The sequence below is a fragment of the Pseudohoeflea suaedae genome (assembly GCF_004354915.1).
Classification (GTDB): Bacteria; Pseudomonadota; Alphaproteobacteria; order Rhizobiales; family Rhizobiaceae; genus Pseudohoeflea; species Pseudohoeflea suaedae.
In genome coordinates, this window is the sequence record NZ_SMSI01000001.1 from 448,676 (window position 1) to 464,235 (window position 15,560).

The 15,560-nt window shown below is 62.4% G+C and carries 13 protein-coding genes and 1 tRNA gene; 8 read left to right on the forward strand and 6 right to left on the reverse strand.

The genetic code is table 11. The features are described from left to right. Nucleotides 1–263: 263 nt before the first annotated feature. Together msrA and E2A64_RS02135 are read right to left on the reverse strand one after the other, a co-directional pair. Entirely contained in the window at nucleotides 264–929 is a 666-nt protein-coding gene (gene msrA, locus E2A64_RS02130) for a peptide-methionine (S)-S-oxide reductase MsrA (protein ID WP_133282792.1), read from the reverse strand. A gap of 31 nt (nucleotides 930–960) precedes the next feature. Further along, the gene (locus E2A64_RS02135) at nucleotides 961–1,278 is read right to left on the reverse strand and encodes a hypothetical protein (protein WP_133282793.1); all 318 of its coding nucleotides are present in this window, start codon (nucleotides 1,276–1,278) and stop codon (nucleotides 961–963) included. 338 nt (nucleotides 1,279–1,616) lie between these two features. Between E2A64_RS02135 and E2A64_RS02140 the strand changes: the two genes are divergently transcribed. Beyond that, nucleotides 1,617–1,706 (forward strand) — tRNA-Ser (locus E2A64_RS02140). Between the two features lie 18 nt (nucleotides 1,707–1,724). On the opposite strand, the gene E2A64_RS02145 is transcribed toward E2A64_RS02140, so the two are convergent. Continuing rightward, on the reverse strand, nucleotides 1,725–3,395 hold the full coding sequence (locus tag E2A64_RS02145) for a thiamine pyrophosphate-dependent enzyme (protein ID WP_133282794.1): 1,671 nt from the start codon (nucleotides 3,393–3,395) through the stop codon (nucleotides 1,725–1,727). Between the two features lie 481 nt (nucleotides 3,396–3,876). On the opposite strand from E2A64_RS02145, the gene E2A64_RS02150 reads away from it, so the two are divergent. The 5 genes from E2A64_RS02150 to E2A64_RS02170 all read left to right on the forward strand — a co-directional run bounded on the left by E2A64_RS02150 (nucleotide 3,877) and on the right by E2A64_RS02170 (nucleotide 9,313). After that, on the forward strand, nucleotides 3,877–6,123 hold the full coding sequence (locus E2A64_RS02150; RefSeq protein WP_133282795.1) for a sensor histidine kinase: 2,247 nt from the start codon (nucleotides 3,877–3,879) through the stop codon (nucleotides 6,121–6,123). A gap of 1 nt (nucleotide 6,124) precedes the next feature. After that, nucleotides 6,125–6,733 (forward strand): response regulator transcription factor, encoded by a 609-nt coding sequence (locus E2A64_RS02155; protein WP_206662412.1) that lies wholly within the window; start codon nucleotides 6,125–6,127, stop codon nucleotides 6,731–6,733. A 97-nt stretch (nucleotides 6,734–6,830) separates the two neighbouring features. After that, entirely contained in the window at nucleotides 6,831–7,208 is a 378-nt protein-coding gene (locus tag E2A64_RS17775) for a response regulator (RefSeq protein WP_158285660.1), read from the forward strand. 182 nt (nucleotides 7,209–7,390) lie between these two features. Next, nucleotides 7,391–8,203, forward strand: coding sequence for a hypothetical protein (locus E2A64_RS02165; protein WP_133282798.1), 813 nt, complete (start codon nucleotides 7,391–7,393; stop codon nucleotides 8,201–8,203). A gap of 258 nt (nucleotides 8,204–8,461) precedes the next feature. Continuing rightward, nucleotides 8,462–9,313: a hypothetical protein gene (locus tag E2A64_RS02170; RefSeq protein ID WP_158285661.1), complete on the forward strand. Its 852-nt coding sequence runs from the start codon at nucleotides 8,462–8,464 to the stop codon at nucleotides 9,311–9,313. Nucleotides 9,314–9,366: 53 nt separating this feature from the next. On the opposite strand, the gene E2A64_RS02175 is transcribed toward E2A64_RS02170, so the two are convergent. The 3 genes from E2A64_RS02175 to E2A64_RS02185 form a co-directional block, all read right to left on the reverse strand. Next, nucleotides 9,367–10,686, reverse strand: coding sequence for a phenylacetate--CoA ligase family protein (locus E2A64_RS02175; protein WP_133282800.1), 1,320 nt, complete (start codon nucleotides 10,684–10,686; stop codon nucleotides 9,367–9,369). 58 nt (nucleotides 10,687–10,744) lie between these two features. Then, nucleotides 10,745–11,230: a bacterioferritin gene (gene bfr, locus E2A64_RS02180; protein ID WP_133282801.1), complete on the reverse strand. Its 486-nt coding sequence runs from the start codon at nucleotides 11,228–11,230 to the stop codon at nucleotides 10,745–10,747. Between the two features lie 88 nt (nucleotides 11,231–11,318). Continuing rightward, the gene (locus E2A64_RS02185; RefSeq protein ID WP_133282802.1) at nucleotides 11,319–11,639 is read right to left on the reverse strand and encodes a (2Fe-2S)-binding protein; all 321 of its coding nucleotides are present in this window, start codon (nucleotides 11,637–11,639) and stop codon (nucleotides 11,319–11,321) included. Between the two features lie 213 nt (nucleotides 11,640–11,852). On the opposite strand from E2A64_RS02185, the gene E2A64_RS02190 reads away from it, so the two are divergent. Further along, nucleotides 11,853–14,102: an AGE family epimerase/isomerase gene (locus tag E2A64_RS02190; protein WP_133282803.1), complete on the forward strand. Its 2,250-nt coding sequence runs from the start codon at nucleotides 11,853–11,855 to the stop codon at nucleotides 14,100–14,102. A gap of 31 nt (nucleotides 14,103–14,133) precedes the next feature. Continuing rightward, a complete protein-coding gene (locus E2A64_RS02195) occupies nucleotides 14,134–15,549 on the forward strand; it encodes a phosphomannomutase (RefSeq protein ID WP_133282804.1) in 1,416 nt (471 codons plus the stop codon). Nucleotides 15,550–15,560: the final 11 nt, after the last annotated feature.

A 15,560-nucleotide genomic window follows, 5' to 3' on the forward strand; every position in this document is an offset into this window, starting at 1 on the left:
TTCACGTTGTTTTTCGCGTTAATGCGTTGTTCCCCACCGCGATGCCCGCTTGAATGCGGGCCCGTTCCAGCGGATCAGGCCAGCCCGAGAGGGCCGGTTGCGGGCATCCTTGCACGTCTGGCGCGCGAATCCCAAGAGCTTTTTTTGCTTACGCAAAATGCTCCCGGGGAACGTTCTCGGGCTTCATGCCGAAGTCTCTCGCACGGGCGCCGCACCCGCCGCTCTCCCGCTGCGCGGGGCCGCGAGGGCCCTGCCAAGCCTTCTCAGTCCCCGGCCCTGTCGGCACCGGGGCAGGAAACGCCGGTGCCGCGCAATCCGCAATATCCGCCGGGGTTCTTGGCCAGATACTGCTGGTGATAATCCTCGGCGAAATAGAACGGATCGGCCGGCTTGATCTCGGTCGTTACCCGTCCGCCGTGGCCGGCCTCCGTCAGGGCCTTCTGATAGGCGCTTGCCGCGGCTCTGGCCTCAGCGAGCTGTTCGTCGCTGGTGGTGTAGATGGCCGAGCGGTAGGTGGTGCCGATATCGTTGCCCTGGCGCATGCCCTGCGTCGGGTCGTGTTCCTCGAAGAAGATCTTCAGCAGCTCACCATAACCCACCTTCGACGGGTCGTAGGTGACGCGCACGATCTCGGCATGGCCCGTCAGCCCGGTCACCGTTTCCTGATAGGTGGGGTTCGGGGTCATTCCGCCCTGGTAGCCGACGGCTGTCGACCAGACGCCGGGGGTCTGCCAGAACAGCCGCTCGGCGCCCCAGAAGCAGCCCATGCCGAAATAGGCCACTTCAAGTCCGTCGGGCGCCTCGCCTGTAAGTGGCGTGCCGTTGACGAAATGGGTCCCGGCGGTGGGGATGGCCTGCTCGCGGCCGGGCAGCGCCTGGCCGGGTTCGGGCATTTTGGTCTTCTTGTTGAACATGTCGATCAGATACATGGCGGGTCTCCGTTTCCGATCGGGCGCTTGCTCAGGCGGCGAACCGTCCCGCAGGCTTCGGCCGCTTGTAACCAAGCAGGTAGAAGACGAGCGAGAGCGTGAGGAACACCGCCACCGCCGGCTGCAGGAGAACCCACTGGATCACTGGGTCCCACAGAAGCGGATGGATGGAGCGCTGGATGAACGATTGCGTGGCGTTCAGGCTGTCGGGACTGAACGCATCCAAGGCTTCGCCGAGGACCGTGAGGTTCAGCTTGTCGGCGGCGACCGTCTGGATCGCGTCGACGACGCCGGTGATGACGGCCACCACCAGGAACAAAAGGCTGATGAAGCGAAGCAGGAAACGCAACCGGACCTCCCCGACCTTGGGTTTCGATTGCCAAACACATAGGGCTGCGTGCATGAAAGCGCAACGGCGCGAGGGATCACGAGGTGCCGGCGTCTTTCACGAAAGCGTCACTGCCGGGTCTGCGCGCCATAATCGGCGGCCCCGAAAGGCCCTGAAGCGGCGCGACCGGGCGGCCTTTGAAATTCCCCTCGACATCTTGTCAGTTAGCGGTTGCCATTGCAGGCGTTCTGACTATATTGCCGCGCGATCCGGCAGATACCGCCGGTGGCCGCGACTCGCGTTTGAAACGCAACTGGCTCGAACCTCACCGTTCGAATGCCGGTGTCGACCGGCAAAGCGGAGAGGTGGCCGAGTGGTCGAAGGCGCACGCCTGGAAAGTGTGTAGGCGGGAAACCGTCTCGAGGGTTCGAATCCCTCTCTCTCCGCCAGCCCCTCAGGGCATCTGTTTATTTTCCGGCCTTCAGCGCGGTCTCGCGCATCTGCGACAGGGTCTGGCGCGGGGTGAGTGCTTCAGCTGAAATGGCGAGATCGAGAACCGCGCCGCTTTTCGAGGCGAGGGCGCGTTCGAAGGCGGGTGCGAAATCGTCCGTCGTCTCGACACGCTCGGCATGGAAGCCGTAGGCTTTCGCCAGCGCCGGGAAATCCGGGCTGATCATGTCGGTGCCGGACACGCGGGCCGGATAGGTCCGCTCCTGATGGGCGCGAATGGTGCCGTAGGTTCCGTTGTTGAGAATGAGCACGATCGGCTGCGCGCCGGCCTGAAGCGCGGTCGCAAGCTCGGTGCAGTTCATCTGGAAATCGCCGTCGCCGGCAAAGCACAGGACCGTCCTGGCGGGGTCGACGACCTTGGCGGCGATGGCCGCGGGAAGGCCGTAGCCCATCGCGCCCGATTGCGGGGCGAGAAGCCGCGCCTTCGGGCCGTATTTGAGGAACTTTCCGGACCAGATCGCGAAATTGCCCGCTCCGTTGGTCACGATCACGTCTTCTGGCAGCCTGTCGCGCAGCCAGGCGCAGACCTTGCCCATGTCGACGGGGGAAGGAAGGTCGGGCAATTCGAACCCGGCCTCGTAGGCCGTCCGCCCCTGCCTGCGCCAGTCCGCCCGGTCGCCCTTCACCGGGGCGAGTGCGCCGAGCGCCGCCGCAAAGGCATTGGGGCCGGCCTGGATGGCCAGGGCGGGGCGATAGATCTTGCCGATCTCCAGATCCGAGCCGTGGACATGGATGAGCGTCTGCTTCGGAGACGGAACGTCGAGCAGTGTGTAGCCGTCGGTCGAGTTCTCGCCGAAGCGGTTGTTGATGGCGAGGATGACGTCTGCCTCGCTGATGAGCGTCCTGACCGACGGAACCATGCCCACGCCGGCTTCGCCGCAGAAGACCGGCGACGTGTTGTCGAACTGGTCCTGATAGCGGAAGACCGACACGACCGGAATGTCGGAGGCTTCCGCGAAACGTTGCAGGGGCGCCGTGCCGCCGCCTTTCCAGTTGCAGCCGCCATAGACGATGAGCGGGCGTTTTGCGCCCGCAAGAAGGCTGCGGGCCTTGTCGAGGGAGGCGGGCGAGGGGAGCGGCTCATCGATGGACAGCGGCCCCTGAAGCGGCTCGGCGTCGGTCAGCGAGGTGAGCATGTCTTCAGGCAGGGCGATGACGACCGGTCCCGGCCGGCCGGAGATCGCGGTCAGCCAGGCGCGCGAGACGATCTCGGGAATCCGGCTCACCTGATCGATCTCCACCGCCCATTTGGCCAGCGTGCCGAAGACGGCCTTGTAGTCGACTTCCTGGAACGCTTCGCGGCCCTTCATGTCGGTGCCGACCTGGCCGACGAGAAGGAGCATGGGGGCCGAATCCTGCATCGCCGTATGCACGCCGATCGAGGCATTTGTCGCGCCCGGTCCGCGGGTCACCATGCAGATGCCGGGCTCGCCGGTGAGCTTGCCGTAGGCCGCAGCCATGAAGCCCGCGCCGCCCTCGTTGCGGCAAAGCACGTAGTCGAACTGGCCCGTGGTATCGTAAAGGGCGTCGAGCACGGCCAGATAGCTTTCGCCCGGAACGCCGAAGGCTTTCTTCGCGCCCAGCGCCGTCAGGCACGCCACAAGCAATTGTCCGCCGTTTCGTCTCATGGGATCGGTCCTCGTCATCTGCGGTTGCCTTGCGCTCCGGGAGCGGGGAGCACCGGCACCATAACGACGAGCGAGGCGCGGGTCAGTCGATTTCTGCCGGCGAGGCCCGTCAGGAAGGCGGTGTCTGAGCGGCCGGTCCCGGAATGAAGAACACCTTGCGCACGCAGGCCAGGTTTTCCCAAGTTCCCCCTGAAGCTTGCCTGCGACTGATTCGGTTCAGGCATGGCCCGAAAACGGCAGGCGGTCGTCCGCTCAATGGACTGGAAACCCACCATATTTAGCCTATCCCGGCGCGAGTTGGCCTGGTGAAGAACTATTCCGCCCGGCGCAGCGACCGTTTAATGTGTGGCGACTGACTCGCATCGGAGTTTCGGTCATGCGTAGCTTCGACAATGCAGTTTGCCGGTCATGCGGGTGCTGGCCAGTTTCGGAGAAGTCGTATGTCTGCGGAGATGGTTTTCTGGCGGACCGGCATGGATAGATGAGCCTCGCGCTGCGCTTGTCCATCGCCATGATCCTTCTCGTCGTGATCACCACGGCGGGCACCGGCATGCTTATCTACAAGCGAGCCAACGATGCCTCCCGCCCTGTCGTCTTCGAGAGCCTGAAAGCACGTGCCGGCATTCTGGCCGATGGCGTGACCGACTATGTCTCAGGCTCCAAGGAGGACGTCATGATGATGGCGGATCTGCCGGCAGTGCGTGCAACGGCGAAGCTGAAGCGCACCGGCGGCACGATCGACGGTCGCGATTATGCCGCGTGGCGCTCCCAGCTCGCTGCCGAAATGCTTGCCCTCATCAAGGCCAAGCACAGCTACGCCCAGATCCGCCTGATCGGCCTCGATGATGACGGGCGCGAACTGGTGCGTGTCCAGCGCAACCTGTCGACCGACGCGACCATGATCGTGCCGGATCGGGATCTTCAGTCCAAGGGGGGGCGCGATTATTTCCGCGATGCAGTGAGCATGCCGGTTGGCGCCCTCTACGTGTCCCAGGTCAGCTACAACCGCGAGCAGGGGAGGATCGAACTTCCCGCCTGGCCGACGCTCCGTCTCGCCACGGCAATTCACGACGACAACGACGTGCCTTTGGGCCTCGTCGTCATCAACCTCCACCTCGAAGAACTGTTCACCCAGTTGCCGAAGGGCGGTTTCAGGGGCGGCGAAGTCTATCTGCTCGATGAAAACGGCTACTATCTGATCAGCCCCAATCCGGAACAGGCCTTCGCATTCGAGTACGGCAACGCATCGACCTTCCAGAGCGACTGGCCGGGCATTGCCTCCCTGGTCAATACGCCGATGCCCGTCGGCGGCCGGACAAGGGATGCGGACGGGCGTGAATACGCAGTTTCCGCCTGGCCGATCCAGTTGAGCGAGCAAAGACACCTGACCCTGATCGAGGCCGTGCCCACCGAGATCGTCTTTCGCGGGGCGGCCACCGTCGCGCGTTCCGCCACCATGACCGGCGCGGTCGCCGTCGTTCTCGCCGGCCTTCTTGCAATCGCGATCGCTGCCACGCTCACCGATCCGCTGCGAGCCATCACCCGCGCGGTCGGTGCCGCTTCGGAGGGCAAGCCCGCGACGTTGCCGGTCAATGCGACCGGTGAGCCCGGTGAACTCGCCCGCGCGGTCAGCCGCTATCTCGAGCGCGACTCCCTGCTCAACGCCATCGCCGGCACATCGGTGGATTCGATCGTGACCGTCGACATGAACGGCCTGATCACGACCTGGAACCCCGCGGCCGAGCGGCTTTACGGTTATGCCGCCAGGGAGGCCATCGGGCAGAGTATAAACATACTCACGCCGATCGATCGCCGCGGCGAGTTCGCGGAATTGATGGAGCGGATTTCGCGCAATGAATCGATCGATGTCTTCGAGACGGTCAAGTTGACGAAGGCCGGGGAACCCATCGACGTTTCTCTGACGGTGGCGCCGATCCATGATTCGCAGGGCAATGTGATCGGTGCATCGCGAATTGCCCGCGACATAACGGCCAAGCTCGCCTCCGAGCGGCGCCTGCGCCGACTTCAGGCCGAGGCGGCCCATGCCGCGCGCATAAGTGCCGCCGGCCAGATGGCGGGAGCCCTTGCGCACGAGATGAACCAGCCGCTGACAGCAGTGGTCAACTATGCGCGTTCGGCCCGTCGCATCCTCCTCAAGCGAGGGGTCGCCGAGGATGACGAAGTCATCGTGTATGTCGACCGGGCGGCAGATCAGGGACAGCGCGCGAGCGCCATCATAAAGCGTCTGCGGCAGTTCATCGGAAACCGGCAGGATCGCATCGAACGCGAGGACGTCAATGCGGTCGTGGAGGGGGCGCTCGAAACGGCCTTGTCGGACGATGCGGGCACGTCGCTCAACGTCGTGCGCAGCTATTCGCCCGATCTGCCGACGATACCGCTTGACCGGGTCCAGATTCAGCAGGTGGTCGCAAACCTCATCCGTAACGCGAGGGAGGCGATGGACGGCAGTCCGCGGCAGAACCTGTCGGTGCGAACCACCGACCATCCGACCTATGTCGCCGTGACGGTGGCTGACACCGGGCCGGGGCTGAGCGACGAGGTGATGGCGCATCTGTTCGAGCCCTTCGCGACGACGAAAAGGCAAGGCATGGGAATAGGATTGACGATTTCCCGATCGATAGTTGAAACTCACGGCGGGCACATGTTCGTGAACTCGGATGAACACGGATCCGAGTTCTCCTTCACCTTGCCCAAGGAGCATGCGTGAAATGAATGCAGATGAGATTGTTTTCGTCGTTGACGATGATCTGAGTGTTCTCGATTCCCTGACGGTCCTTCTCGAAACCGCAGGGTATCGCGTCGTGGCCTACAACTCCGCAAAAGAGTTCCTGTCCGAACCTGTCGGCGACAACGGATGCCTCATCCTGGATCTCAACATGCCGGAGATGAACGGCCTTGAGCTGCAGGCTTGCCTTGCCCGCAGCGAACGGATCCTGCCGGTCATTCTGGTGACCGGCTTTGCGGAAGTCGGTACCGCGGTCGAATCGATGAAGCTCGGCGCCTATGACGTCCTGGAAAAACCCTATGATGACGAACAGTTGCTGTCCGTCATCGCCGATGCGATGGCGAAGGGGCGCAAGGAGCGGCAAAAGGCTTCCGTCCAGCGCCAGGCGGCCAGCCGGTTGTCGGGGCTGTCCGAGCGGGAGAGGCAGGTTCTCGACCTCGTCGTCGAGGGCTCGGCGAGCAAGGTGATCGCGCATGAACTCGGCATTTCACGGCGCACGGTGGAGATCCATCGCGCCAAGATCATGCGCAAGGCCGAGGTCCAGAACACCGCGGAACTCGTGCGGCTCGCCAAGGAATCCGCCGCCTCCTGAAGTTGTAGGCATTTCCACGAATTGCAATTTCCGGTGTGGTTCTGTTCCATCAAGGGTCTGTAGCCGAGTACGACTCCCGCAGTGGAAGGGAACGGGCGTGGCCTCGATCGTATATCTGTTGGATGACGATGAATCGGTCCGGGAGTCCGTGACCGCGCTCCTTGAGCTATGTGGCGCGACGGTTCACCCCTATGCGACGGCTGCCGCCTTCGCTTCGGCACGTTTTCCCGAAGACGGGGCGTGCTTGCTGATGGATGTTCATCTCACGGACGGCAATGGTCTGGAGATGCTCCGGGCGCTGCGGCAGCGCGGCGTGGCATTGCCGGCTATCGTGATGTCGGGGTGCCTTGACCTCGAGCAAAGTCGCCTGGGCGAATGCCTTGCGCCCGTCCTGTGGCTTGAAAAGCCGGTGGACGGCGAAGTCATCATCGGCATGCTTGACGAACTGGCCGCACGTGGTGCGCATTCACGGTGAGATACGCATGACCGGCGCCCTGTGGCTTCTTGGCAACACATGAAAAAGAATAGCCTAATTCTCATTCATGGTAACGGATTTGAGATTCTAATGCAGGACAGTCGACCCTACTCGGGAATCAGAAAAGCCATGGGGCTTGTCGATGTTCGGTGATGGGGTTCGTCATGCAAAAAAGAGTTTTCATGTTCGCGTCGTCGTGCGCCGTTGCGCTTGCAATGACGGGCTACGGGCACTCGGCCGATTTCCTCGCGCGTTTTGATGGCGCGAAGCCTGCCGTTTCGGGTCTGAACGGGAAAGCCGACTTCGGTTATCTCTCCATCGATTTTCCTGATTCCGATATAAGCGCGGACGGTTTTTACGGTGTCGGCTCGGTTTCAGCTCCGCTCGGAGAGCGGTTTGGTGCCCAGCTCGACGCAGGCCTCCTCGAGGCGGAAGACAGCCAGGGTTTCGACACCGGCAGCGCCGGTATCGGCGGTCATTTCTTCTGGCGAAATCCCGACCAGGCCCTTGTCGGAGCCTATGCGCATTACGTCAATGGCAGCGCAGACGGTATTCCGGATTTCGACATCTACCGTTACGGCGTCGAGGCGGAACTCTATCTCGGTCGCGTCACGCTGGCAGGCTTCGCGGGCGAGGATAGGGTCGATCTCGTCTCCGGCGACGAAACCTTCGCCAAGTTCGACTTCACGGCCTCCTATTATGTCACCGACAACGTGAAAATCTCGGCTGGCGTGGATCGCGCCTTCGACATCACTGCCGGTGTCATTGGCGCCGAAGCGATGCTCCCCTTCGCCTCCAACAATGTCTCGCTCTATACCAGGGCAAATTTCACCGACGACACGACGTCGGTCAACGCCGGCCTGCGTATTCATTTCGGCCAGCCCGGCAAGTCCCTGATCGCCCGCCACCGTGAGGACGATCCCGAAAACCAGCTCTTTGATTATATGGAAGGCGGCGCGTTTCCCGGGGTTTTCGTGGCTCAGGGCTTGCTTTGATTCTGCCTAGACGGGGTGGACGGGAAGGGGCACCCATTGCGCCCTTTGCAGTTCGATTTCCGTAAGGCTCGGCAGTGCCGTCAATATAATTTAGAGAATTCTAAAAGAATACTTGCTGTGGCCCTGCTGCCACACAGTCAGCCAAAATACAAAATCCGTTCAATTAACGAGGAATTGGAGCTCGTGTTTTAGAAGCCGCTTGGTAGACTGAAACACATACGCCGTATGGGGCACGGTTTCTTCAAGTTGGGGTGAATGATGAAAAACACAATGTTGATGCTCGCGTCGTCGAGTGCAATGGCGCTCGCGATGACGGCCTACGGTTACTCGGCAGATTTCGTCGAGCGTTTCGATGGCGCCAAGCCTGCCGTTTCGGGTCTGAATGGAAAAGTTGATTTCGGTTATCTCTTCATCGATATCCCTGATCTCGATGCAAGCGCAGACGGCTTCTACGGTATCGGTTCCGTTTCCGCTCCGGTCGGAGAACGGTTTGGCGCCCAGATCGATGCGGGCCTCTTTGAGGCGGAAGATAACGACGGTGCCGGAATCGACAGTGCGGGCATCGGCGGTCACTTCTTCTGGCGTAATCCGGACCAGGCCCTGATCGGGGCTTATGTGCATTACGTGAATGTGGATGCGGAAGGCATTCCCGAATTCGACATCTACCGTTACGGCGTCGAGGCGGAACTCTATCTCGATCGCGTCACGCTGTCGGGCTTCGCTGGCGCGGATACGGTCGATCTCGTCTCCGGTGACGAGACCTACGCCAAGCTCGACTTCACGGCTTCCTATTACGTGACCGACAACGTGAAAATCTCCGCCGGGATTGATCACGGCTTCGACAGCACGGCCGGTGTGATCGGTGCCGAGGCGATGCTGCCCTTCGCATCCAACAACGTTTCCCTCTACACCAAGGCGACTTTCACCGACGATACGACGTCCGTGAACGCCGGCTTGCGCATTCATTTCGGTGCGCCCGGCAAGTCCCTGATCGCCCGCCACCGTGAGGACGATCCGGAAAGCATGCTCTTCGATTTTGCCGAAGGCAGCGCGCTTCCTGACGGGGTTTTCGTGCCTGGCGCGTCGACCCCGCCGATTACCGTGGACTGACCTGGGTCGGCACATTCGAGCAGAACGGGAAAGGGCGCTTATTGCGCCCTTTTTCAATCATACTCCCGTATGGCTTCCGGGAGCTTGCCGGTCTGCCCATGCGGCATGGCTTCCAGTCGGACGAATGCGACGTCGAGATCCCTGCCGAAATAGTCACATATCTCGCGCGCAACCCTCGCATGATCGTGGGCTTCGGCCGGGTGGCGCGAGGCGTAGCGGATCTCCAGCTTCTCCGGCGCGATCTGGGCGACCTGCCATTGCAGGGCCGGAAAGAAGGCCCGGAACTTCTCCAAACCCACAAAGCCCGTCACCCGCGTTCCGTCGGAAAAATGGAAGAGATGCCTGTTCCGTCCCGTCGTCAGGGTGAGAACCGGCAGTTTCAGTCCGCATGAGCAGGGCTCGCCCAGATTGCCTATGTCGCCCGTGTCGTAGCGTATGAGCGGCGTCGCCCAGTTGGACAGGGAGGTGATGACGATGCGCCCATCTTCACCCGGCTCCGCCGGAGAGCCGTCATCGCGCAAGATTTCGAGATGGATACCGTCGGCATTGACGTGATGGCGCCCCGCGGGGCACTGGCATGCCAGGACCCCGGTTTCTCTGCCGCTGTAAACGTCCAGGATCTCGCAGCCGAACTGTCGCCGCACCGCGCTGCGATGGTGGTCGCCCACCAGCTCACCGACGGAGAACAGCGCGCCGACGTCCAGTTCGGGTCGGCTTTCGTCCATCTCTTCCAGAGTGATGGCGAGCGAAAGCGCATTGCTCGGCTGCGTGCCCATATAGCAGGCGCCCTGACGGGAAAGGAATTCGATCTGCTTTTCGGGCTCGATCGGATGACGCAGGCGGATCGAATACCCGCAAGACCCCTCGCGCAGATAATGCGGCATCCACTCGGCATCGAGCCTCTGGCCCTCCGGATAGGGACCTATCGCGTCGCCGGTGATGAAGACGTAATTGCGTTGAGGGTCCACATGATGCCAGGCGTAGAAGCGCAGGATGAATGCGGCCTTCATCATCAGCTCGAGCCCGGTCACGTTGATCTCGACCGGCATCCCGGATGTGCCGGAGGTCCGGCTGAGCGTGATCTGCCCGTGATGCTCGGGCACTGAACTGCTCTTGATCGTCTCGAAATGATCTCGGAGATCGAGCCTGCTCATCACCGAAGTGTCGAGCCAGCTTTCCGGATCGATGCGGCCGTCGTCGAGATATCCGAGGTGTTTCAGACGCTCCGCGTGGAACGGAGATGTCGCCGCGGCGTGTCGGGTCAACAGGCCCCTCTGCCGGCCGAAGTGGCGATCGAATGCCTGCGGGTCCAAAGTCTCCGCCGCGCGCACGCTGCGGTACATCTTCAGTGCCAGGGCGTTCCCGTCGGTCATTGCGCCGTGCCCGTTTGCCGGGCACGGCTCTGATATCGCGTTGCCGTGCGACGTCTGGTCACTCGGCCTCGTTGGCCGGCGCCGCGTTGAGCTGGCCGTATTTCTGTTCGCCGAGTTGCTCGAGCAGTTCGAGCTGGGTTTCGAGGAAGTCGATATGACCTTCCTCGTCGGCCAGCAGTTCCTCGAACAGCTTCATGGTGACGTAATCGCCCACTTCGTTGCAGATTTCGCGTGACTTCTTGTAGGCGTCGCGCGCCTCGTGCTCTCCGGCGAGATCGGCTTCGAGAACTTCCTTGAGGTTCTGGCCGATGTTCAGCGGCGCCACCGACTGCAGGTTCGGATGGCCTTCGAGGAAGATGATGCGCTCGACCAGCTTGTCCGCGTGCTGCATCTCCTCGATCGATTCGGCGCGCTCCTTCTTGGCCAGAAGCGTGTAGCCCCAGTCTTCCAGGAGACGGTAGTGAAGCCAGTACTGGTTGACCGCGCCGAGCTCCAGAAACAGCGCCTGGTTCAGCCGCTCGATAACCTGTTCGTTGCCCTTCATTGGATTGAATGCTCCTTGTTCGCTAATGGCGAAACACATTAGCGATCCATGCCGCAGACGCAATGCATCATGTCGGCAAGTTAAGGAGTCAGGCCGCGCCGCGAATCTTGCGCATGCGGGCGCGGGCTTCGGCCTGCTGGCGGGCCATGCGGTCATGTTCGGCGCGAAGCCGGCCGACGAAATCCACAACTTCCGCTTCCGGCGTGGCCTTTTCGCGGTGCCAGGCTTCCGTGGTCTTGACGATGATGTCGACCACTTTGGGGAAGCAGCCGCAGCAGCGGCCGCGCTTGCTCATCACGTGATAGACCTGCAACGGCGTGATCAGGCGCCACTCATCCTCGGTCAGAAGTTCCTGGATGGAGGAAACGATGTCGCGTTCGGTAATGATGTTGCAGTGACAGACCAGCATATCCGGATCCGGCGGTTGAAAAGGCGGCGGCGTTCGATCGCGCGTCCGTCCCGATCATTGAGACTGGGCCGGAAAATAGCGGCGGAATAAACAGGAGTCAAACACTCTAGTTTGGAGCGATTCCAAACTGCGAATATGCACCCGGGAGCTGTATACCTGTTTTAAGCACATTTCATTATATAGGTCCCGCGAACAGTGATTCCGGAGAATTTGATGGCGGACAATATCGCCCTGACACCGATCATCCTGTGCGGCGGCGCAGGCTCCCGTTTGTGGCCGATGTCACGCGAGTCCAAGCCCAAGCAGTTCCATCGCTTCATCAATGACAAGACGCTATTGGTGAACACGCTGGAACGCGTTGCATACAAGGGCAAGGGCCTTGATTACCTGCCGGCCCGCATCGTCGGCGGCATCGCCTTCGAGGAGCAGCTCGTAGAGCAGGGCGAGACGGGGACGACCGCTGTCGAGCGCTATGTCCTGGAGCCCATGATCCGCGATACCGCCGCAGCGATCGCCGCCTCCGTCGCCGATCTCGCCGAGAACGATCCCGGACGTATCGTGCTCGTGCTTCCGTCCGACCATGAGATTCCCGACGCGGCTGCCTTCCACCGCGTACTCCGCACCGCGGCCGAGGCCCTTGCGGAGCGCGGCGGCATCATGACCATCGGCATCGCTCCCACCCGGCCCGAAACGCAATACGGCTATATCGAGCGCGGCGACGGTGACGGTCCGGTCTACGACGTCCTGCGTTTCCGCGAGAAACCCGATCTTGGCACCGCCAAGCAATTCGTCCAGTCCGGTCGCTACTTCTGGAATGGCGGCATCTTCATGTTCCAGGTGGCCGACATGGCTGCCGAACTCGAGCGCCAGCAGCCCGAGGTATGGAAACAGGCGCGCCTCGCCGTCGAACGTGCGGATGTCGTGGGCAAATGCGTACGCCTCGACCCCGAAGCCTTCGCCGCCGCACCGAAGATCTCCATCGATTATGCGGTTATGGAGAACGCCAGCCGCATCGGCGTCACCGAAGCCTCCTTCGACTGGAGCGACCTGGGCTCCTGGACCCAGCTCCACGAAGCGTCGAGGAAAGACGAGCACGGAAACGCCCGTTTCGGTGATGTTCTGACGATCGATGTGAAGAACAGCTATCTGCGCTCCGAAGACCGGCTGCTCGCCGTCGCCGGTCTCGACGACCTGGTGGTCGTCTCCCAGCCCGATGCGCTGCTGATCACGCATCGTGACCGGTCCTACATGGTCAAGAACCTGGTCGAGAAGGTGAAGAAGATGGACTGGCCGCCGCTGGCGGTCGCTCATTCGGGACGTCCAGTCCCCTCGCTCGACTACATTCGCAGCTGGCTGTTCGAAAGCGCCCTTCCTCTATGGTCGACAGCCGGCGTCGACCTCATCAATGGCGGCGTCCACGAAGCGCTCCACCATGACGGCACGCCCGCCGATCCCGGTTTCAAGCGGCTCAGGGTCCTGGCGCGGCAGATCTACTGTTTCTCCCACGCGAAGATGCTCGGTTGGAACGGGAATTCCGACAACGTGCTGCACCATCTCTTCAACACGCTGACCGGCACCGGCTGGCATGCCGAAAACGGATGGATCCACACCTTCAACACCGACGGCTCCGTGCAGGACGACCGGCGCGACACCTATGACCAGTTCTTCGTTCTCTTCGCCCTTGCCTGGCTGTGGCGGGCAACCAAATGGCCCGAGGCCAAGGAATGGGCCGAGCGCACGGTGGCCTACATCGACGGCAACCTTGCCGACACCGAGAACGGCGGCTTCTTCGAAGCATCGCAGGGGACCGACTACCGTCGCGCCAATCCGCACATGCACGCGCTTGAGGCCTTCCTCGCCTGGTATGAGGCAACCGGCGAAAAGACCTATCTTCAGCGGGCCGAAAAGATGGTGGACCTGTTTCGCGACCACTTCTTCGACCCGGAAACCTGGAGCGTGACCGAATATTTCGCGCCCGACTGGTCGCCGGCGACCGACCGCGAGGCGCAGATCGAGCCGGGACATCATTATGAGTGGATTTGGCTTCTGCTGCGCTACGCGAAGATGTCCGGCGACACGCAGGTGCGCGATTACTGCCGCAAGCTCTACGCCACCTCCCACGCATTCGGCCATGCGCGCGGCACCGATGCGGTGTGCGACCGCATGTCGCCCGACGGCTCCAACATGTCGGGAACCTCTCGGCTCTGGCCGCAGACCGAAGCCCTCAAGGCGGGGCTTCGCGCCCGCGCCGACGGTCTGCCGGGTGACGAGACCCTGTTCATCCGTATGCTCGATGTCATTTTCAACCGCTATCTCGTCACGCCCGTCAAAGGGGGCTGGTTCGATCAGCTGGATGCGCGGGGCCGCGTGATTTCCGCCGACATGCCGACAAGCACCTTCTACCATGTGTTCTGCGCGCTGGTGGAGTATCTCGATTTCCAGGAGCGTGAAGCCGGCGCATAAGCGTTGCGGGCGTCGCAGGAGGGCCCTCACCATGGCAGCCAAATTCGGAACAAGCGGGCTGCGTGGCCTTGTCGGGGAACTCGATGACGGCACGGCAGCGGCCTATACGACGGCCTTCCTGCGTCACCTCAGGGCGAGCGGATCGATCGCCGATGGCGATCCCGTCTTCGTCGGCCAGGACCTGCGCCCTTCGAGCGCGGAAATCGCGGCCCATTGCATGGCCGCAATCGAGGACGAAAAGCTCGAGCCGGTCGATTGCGGCACCCTGCCCACTCCTGCTCTTGCGGTTCATGCGATGGCCCGCAAGGCCGCATCGATCATGATCACCGGATCGCATATTCCGGCAGATCGAAACGGTGTGAAATTCTACCGTCCGGACGGTGAAATCGACAAGGGCGACGAAGCCGCGATGACAGCCTCGGTCGAAACGGTCGACAAGGCGGCCTTGCGATGGACGGCCCACCACAAGCCCGCCGAAGAGGAAGCCGGCGCCCGCGCCGGCTTCGTTGCGCGCTATCGCGGCTTTCTTGCCGAAGGCTGCCTCGCCGGCAGGCGCATCGGCATCTACGAGCACTCATCCGTCATTCGCTCGGTCCTGGCCGATATTCTTGCCCCGACCGGCGCCGAGATCGTTCCCGTCGGCCATTCCGAGACCTTCATTCCGGTCGACACCGAGGCGGTGTCCGACCAGACCCGCGCCCGCATCCGGGTCTGGGTCGAGCGCTACGGGCTTGATGCGCTCGTCTCCGCCGATGGTGACGGAGACCGGCCACTGGTTGCCGACGAAAAGGGTGCGGTAATCCGTGGCGATGTGCTCGGGCTCGTGGTGTCACGGCTTCTGGAGGCCGATGCGGTCATCACGCCGGTGACGTCGAATTCGGGCATCGAAACCCGCGTCGATGCCCGGACCCGCCGCACGAAGGTCGGCTCTCCCTACGTCATCGCGGAGATGGCTGCGGCTGCGGGCGATGGTGCGCGGCGCATTGTCGGTTTCGAGGCCAATGGCGGCGTGCTGACCGGCTCGCCCTTTACCTTCGGAAAGGCGGAATTGTCCGCGCTGCCGACCCGCGACAGCGTGTTGCCGATCCTTGCGATGCTCGCGGTATCGCTGGGAAGCCGGCTGGCCCTGTCGGCCCTGGTGGAGGGGCTTGCACTGCCGGTGGCCGCGAGCGGCCGGATCGAGAATTTTCCGACCGGGAAGGGCAAGGCGCTGGTAGCCAGCCTCTCGGGCGATGAAACGGCGCGCGCGGACTTCCTGGCTCCGATCGGCGAGGTCGCCAGTTTCGACATGACCGACGGATTGCGCATGACGCTAGCCGACGGCCGTATTCTCCACCTCCGCCCTTCGGGAAATGCACCCGAAATGCGCGTCTATGCGGAAGCGGCCACACAGGCTGATGCCGAGGCGCTGATCTCGGCCGCAAGCGAGCGGATCCTGACGGCCTGACCACCGGAAGA